The organism is Pseudoblastomonas marina (genome assembly GCF_014641655.1).
Lineage (GTDB): Bacteria > Pseudomonadota > Alphaproteobacteria > Sphingomonadales > Sphingomonadaceae > Alteriqipengyuania_A > Alteriqipengyuania_A marina.
The window spans coordinates 1-2144 of the sequence record NZ_BMID01000005.1; the positions used below are offsets into that span (position 1 = coordinate 1).

The 2144-nt window shown below is 37.6% G+C and carries 2 tRNA genes and 1 rRNA gene; all 3 read left to right on the forward strand.

The annotated features are described in order from the left end of the window. Positions 1-36: 36 nt before the first annotated feature. The 3 genes from IEW49_RS13275 (at position 37) to IEW49_RS13285 (ending at position 2080) form a co-directional block, all read left to right on the forward strand. Positions 37-1728: ribosomal RNA gene (locus IEW49_RS13275) — 16S ribosomal RNA — on the forward strand. Positions 1729-1845: 117 nt separating this feature from the next. Then, positions 1846-1932: transfer RNA gene (locus tag IEW49_RS13280), tRNA-Tyr, on the forward strand. A gap of 77 nt (positions 1933-2009) precedes the next feature. Next, positions 2010-2080 (forward strand) — tRNA-Asn (locus IEW49_RS13285). Positions 2081-2144 lie beyond the last annotated feature (64 nt).

A 2144-nucleotide genomic window follows, 5' to 3' on the forward strand; every position in this document is an offset into this window, starting at 1 on the left:
CTAAGAAAGGGGTTTCATCGTGGCTTAAGCTAAGGGGTTTATTGTGGCTTAAGCTAAGGTTTAATCTTTGACTTAAGCGGGTGTTTTAGGGGAACTTGTGCCCCTAAAACCTCTTAATTAAAAGTGGTGTACAGGTGAGTATAATATTTTTTCGCTTAACTTAAAGTGAAGGCAAATCCTTCATATTGCAAAAGGATATCTTAGGCACCTGTTGAAAGGGGCCTACTTATATTATATCCGCTTTAAGAGGATGAGAAAAGTTTCAGAGATAGGTAGTTGTTAAGGTCATGGCTTAACAAGCCAATAATTCTCTTAGTCGAAGCTGAAAAGGCTGATCGACCACATTGGGAATGAAAAAATCCCAAGGCAAATAGGTACAGCAGTGAGGAATCTTGGTCAATGGGCCCACGCCTGAACTGGTAACTTGGAGGAATGAGGGGTCAACTTTGCAAATGGATGAGTGATCGTTAGAAGATCCTTAGTCCCCTGGTCTTCTTGACACATGAGGTATATACTTCTAGTCCATATTGGGGGGAGACTCCACGTCGATTTATCGAGTAAAATTCTGTATACATATTGATAATGACAATATGTACATTTGTCTTGACTAATTACGTGCCAGCAGTCGCGGCAATACGTAAGAGACTAGTGTTAATCATCATAAATAGGTTTAAAGGGTACTCAGACGGAAAAATTCGCCCAAATATAGGGGACAATTTTTCTAGAGTTTTATGTAAGAAGGTCGTACTCTAGAGTGGAGAGATAAAATTCTGTGATACCTAGGGGACGGGTAAAGGCGAAGGCAATCTTTTATGTAAAAACTGACGTCGAAGGACGAAGGCAAAGGGAACAAAAAGGATTAGATACCCCAGTAGTCTTTGCAGACAATTATGAATGCCATAGGTTAGATTTTTAATTTAGTCTATAAATGAAAGTGTAAGCATTTCACCTCAAGAGTAAGGCGGCAACGCAGGAACTGAAATCACTAGACCGTTTCTGACACCAGCAATGAAGTATGTTATTTAATTCGGTGACCCACGAAAAACCTTACCACAATTTGAATATTAATAATAATGATATTATTTTTTATGCTTGATATGGCAAGCACTCAATTTTCCCCTCCCCGTAGGTTTGCCGCGGGGGGGGAGAAAAAAGAAAAATAATGGATAATATAGTAAATACCATATTCCAACTATATTTAATTATTAATACAAGTGTTGCACGGCTGTCTTCAGTTGATGTTGCGAAACTGTGGTTCGTTCCATGGAATTAACGTAAACCCTTGCTTTATTTGTAAATATTATAAAGCAGTTCACCTTTATATAGGAAATGATAAAAGGGATCAAGACAAGTCATCATGGCCTAAATATTGTGGGCTATAGACGTGCCACATTTTCCTAAACAAAGAGATGCAAAAATGTGAATTTTAGCTAATCTCAAAAAATAGGATAAAAATATACAAGGATTGTAGTCTGAAATTCGACTGCATGAATAAGAAATTGCTAGTAATCGTGAATCACCATGACACGGTGAATATTCCCTCGGATTGGTACTAACCACTCGTCACATGCTGAAAGGAGTGCGTGCAATAAGTTTGCTTTTCTGTTATAAGTAAGTAGACATATAGGTTTAGATGTTATAATAGGATCCTTCGTATGCGCGGCTCTGATTAGTGTTAAGTCGAAATACGGTTCGTGTAGTGGAAGTTGCACGGGACTTATCAATGTTGAACAATACGATTGGATATACACCCCCTGGGTTCGTGGCGAAAATTGCCTCGTTCCATTTTATAGGGAAAATATATCCTTATGTATATATTCTTTATTTTAAAGTATATATATATAAAGGAGGGTTCCGTTTGTTGGTATGACGGGTTAAGCTGTAAACTTAATGACTAATTAGTCGTCGAAGGTTCAATTCCTTTCTCTCCTATAGGAATGAGCTTCAGGGCTTCATTGCTAGTCTAAAGATTAAATATTAATATTAATATTAATTATTAATATTAATGAGCTTCTATAGCTCAACGGTAGAGCATAATACTGTTAATATTAGGATAGATGTTCGATTCATCTTAGAGGCTATTAGTGGAGAAGGCAGGAATTTAGAGGGGAGCGGAGCGCCCTTCTATAGAAACCAAACCACTA